This is a genomic window from Komagataeibacter melaceti (assembly GCF_003403295.1).
Classification (GTDB): domain Bacteria; phylum Pseudomonadota; class Alphaproteobacteria; order Acetobacterales; family Acetobacteraceae; genus Komagataeibacter; species Komagataeibacter melaceti.
In genome coordinates this window covers 1-3,824 of the sequence record NZ_QUWV01000216.1, presented here as the reverse complement: position 1 = coordinate 3,824, position 3,824 = coordinate 1, and the positions used below count along the sequence as shown (strand labels likewise).

The 3,824-nt window shown below is 66.3% G+C and carries 2 protein-coding genes; both read left to right on the top strand.

Annotated features, from left to right (window positions below):
* A partial coding sequence (locus tag DY926_RS16470) for an efflux RND transporter periplasmic adaptor subunit (protein ID WP_148707840.1) occupies nt 1-956 on the top strand: 956 nt, incomplete at its 5' end.
* Nucleotides 956-3,824, top strand: a 2,869-nt coding sequence (locus DY926_RS16465; RefSeq protein WP_148707839.1) for an efflux RND transporter permease subunit, incomplete at its 3' end; no start/stop codon positions are given. The genes DY926_RS16470 and DY926_RS16465, both read left to right, overlap by 1 nt.

Here is a 3,824-nt window from a genome sequence, read left to right as displayed (position 1 = left end):
CGCGGGTCGTGCATATCCACCCGGCGGGCAGTGGCAAGGTGCTGGCGGTGCCGGTCCAGCCGGGCATGCATGTCGCGCGCGGGCAGGCACTGGTGCGCTATCAGGATCATTCCCTGCATGTCGCGCGCCTGCAGGCCGTTCAGATGCGCGCGGCGCTCACGGCCGCTGTCGCCGCCCAAGCCGATGCGGCGGGCGCGGTGCAGCGGGCAAGGGCACTGGCGGGCGAGAGTATATCCATGGCCGAACTGCGCCGCAGGCAGGACGCGCTGGCGCAGGCGGACGCCAGCCTGCGCGCGCGACAGGCGGACATGGACACGCTGGGCCACCGCTTTGCCGAGGAGTTCAATTCGCCATCGGAACAGGACAGCCGGGGTACAGAAGATGAAACCTCCACCCTGATTTCCCCGGTCGATGGCATGGTGCAGACGATCGGTACGTCAGTGGCAGGCGACGTGGATCCGACCATGGACGTGGCCACCGTGGCCGACCTGTCCCATGTCTGGATCATATCGGATATAGCACCCGATCAGGCCGCACGGATCGCACCGGGTGGCCAGCAGGTGACACAGGTGGCCAGTGGCCCGGTGATATCGCGCATCGACACGGTGGATGGCATGGCCAGCCCGCTGACCGGACTGGTCCGGGTCATAAGCAGTGTTGTCAACCCCAACAGCGCGCTGATGCCCGGCATGGTGCTGGATGCCACGCTGGCGCAGCGTGATAGCGTGGCGGGTATTGTCGTGCCGTCCGAAGCCATCCAGCGCATTGATGGGCGTAGCGTCGTGTTCGTGCGGGTGAGCGTAACCGATTACCGCCCCGTCGTGGTCGATGTGGCGCTGGATGACGGGCGGCAGGCGGTCATCCGCTCCGGCCTGAAAGAGGGCGAGCCGGTCGTGGGCCACGGCAGCTTCGCCCTGCGTTCGGTCATCGGCCTTGCCGGGATGGACGCGGACTGATGACGCGCAGGTATCTCGAGGCCCTGCTGCGCGCGCGCATGCTGGTGCTCGGCGGGCTTGGCCTGCTGCTGGCGGCTGGCATCATGGCGGTTCTGGGTCTGCCGGTGGAGGCGGTGCCTGATATTTCGCCCAAACAGGTCCTCGTCTCGGTCGTGGCCCCCGGCCTCGCGACGGAAGAGGTGGAGAAGCTCATCACCTTTCCCGTCGAGGCCAGCATGACCGGTATTCCCGGCATGACCGACCTGCGCTCCGTCTCCCGTGGCGGGGTGTCGGTGGTGTATGTGCAGTTTGCCGACGGGACCGACCTCAACCTGGACCGCACCCGTGTAAACGAGCGCATACAGCAGGCGCGCGCAAACATATCCATGCCCGGCGTTACCGTCAGCATGGGACCGCTGGCCACGGGCATGGGTGAGATCATGCAGTTCCAGATCCGTGGCGCCGGGCGCTCGCTCATGGACCTAAACCGCATCATGAACTGGACCGTGGTGCCGCAGATGCGCCTTGTCCCCGGCGTGGTGGATGTCAACGTCAATGGGGGCGCGGAAGAAACCTATGAGGTGACGCTGGATCCCGCGCGGTTGATCGGGGCCAACGTGTCGGTGGGCGAGGTCTATCGCGCGGTGGATGCCGGTAACGCTGCGTCCGGCGGCGGGTGGATCACCCACCATGCCGAACAGCAGAGCGTGGTCGGGCGCGGGCTGGTTGCAAGCCTTGCGGATTTTGGCAATATCGCCGTGCGGACCAACGCCGATGGTTCGGCGGTGCGGCTGCGCGACCTCGGGCGCATCACCACGGGCGCACGGACCCGGCTGGGGGCGGTAACGCGTGACGGGCAGGGCGAGATCGTGATCGGCGTGGTGATGATGGAAAGCGGGGCCAGTTCTAACGCCACCCTTGCCGCGATAGACCGCGCCCTGCCGCGTATCAGACAGGCGCTGCCCTCGGGGGTTACAATCGAACCCTATTACACCCGCGCCACCCTGACCGGGCAGACCATTGCCACCGTGCGCGACAACCTGGTTATGGGGGCGGTGCTGGTGGTGGGCGTACTGGTGGTGGTGATCGGAAGCTGGCAGGCGGCGCTGGTCATTGCCTCGGTCATTCCGGTCGCCCTCGTCTGCACCATGGCGGGGATGCGGCAGTTCGGCATCTCGGCCAACCTGCTCAGCCTTGGCGCGATTGATTTCGGCATGATCGTCGATGGCTCGCTGGTGGTGATCGAACATGTCCTGTCGCGGCGGGAGGAAGAACCGGGGGCGGAATTCATCCCGCTGATCATCTCGTCCATGCAGCAGGTCATGCGTCCGGTGGGGTTCGCCATACTGGTCATCATCATGGTCTACCTGCCCATCCTGACCCTGCAGGGGATCGAGGGACACATGTTCCGCCCCATGGCACAGACGGTCATCATGGCGCTGCTGGCGTCGCTTGCGTACTGCTTCATCTGCGTGCCAGTTCTTGCGGCCCTGGCGCTGGGGGACGTGCGGCCTGCGGGGGATACGCGGCTGATCGCCTTCATGCGCCGCCCCTATACCCATATGGTGACATGGGGGGAGGCCCATCCACGTATCCTGTTTGGCGGTACGCTGGCGGTGCTGGCCATCTCGGCGGGGCTCGCGATGCGGCTGGGCGGTGAGTTCATTCCGCAGCTTGATGAGGGCGCACTTGCCGTCACCACCACGCGGCTGCCTTCGGCTTCGCTCGACACCGTGCTGGCTTCGGTCACGAAACAGGAGCAGATCCTGCGCCGCTTCCCCGAAGTGAAGGCGGTGGTCAGCAATACCGGCACGTCCGCCATCCCCACCGACCCGATGGGCGTGAACGAGACCGACAGCTTCATCTTCCTCACCCCGCCCGCCACCTGGAAGACCGCCCGCACGCAGGCCGGGCTTGTGGCCGCGATGGATGACACCCTGCGGCGTGAACTGCCTGACGCGCTGTATTCATGGAGCCAGCCGGTACAGATGCGTATGGACGACCTGCTGTCGGGTGTCAGGACGCAGATCGCCGTTTCGATCTTTGGCGATGACCTGACGAAGCTGGCCGATCTGGGCGACCGGGTGGTGGTGGCGATGTCGGGCGTGAAGGGTGCGGCGGACGTGGCGGCGGCGGGCGATGGCACCGTGCCGCTGATCGTGGCTGACATTGACCGCACGCAGGCTGCCAGCCGCAATGTGGCGGTGCAGGACATTCTGGATACGGTGGAAGCCGTGGGCGGGCATATCGGCACAAGGCCGGTGATCGTGGACAGTGCCATCATCAGCACGCAGGTCCGCCTTGACCCGAGGCGCGTGATCTCGGCGGCCGCAATCGGCGCGCTGCAGGTCCGGCGGATGGACGGACAGGGGCATGTCCTGCTGTCACAGGTAGCGCATGTACATGAAGTCGATAGCCCGCCGCGCATAAGCCGCGATGGCGTGCGGCGGCGCATGGTGGTGCAGGCCAATGTGCGCGGGCGTGACCTGGCGGGGTACGTGGCCGAAGCACAGGCCCGCGTGGCGCGGGACGTGAAACTGCCGGCCGGCTACACCGTGCAGTGGGACGGGCAGTTCCGTAACCTGCAATCGGCGGTGCTGCGGCTGGAAATCGTGCTGCCCATTGCCCTTGGCCTGATTTTCGCATTGCTGGTGGTGGCCTTTGGCGCGGTGCGGCCAGCACTTCTGGTTTTCATCAACCTGCCGGTGGCGGCAACCGGCGGCGTTGTGGCGCTGACGGTGCGCGGCCTGCCGTTCAGCATTTCGGCGGGGATTGGTTTTATCGCGCTGTTCGGTGTGGCAATCCTCAACGGTGTGGTGCTGGTCAGTGAAATCGCGGCCCTGCGGGCACGCGGCATGGCCGTGGCGCAGGCTGCCTTTGCCGCGGCGG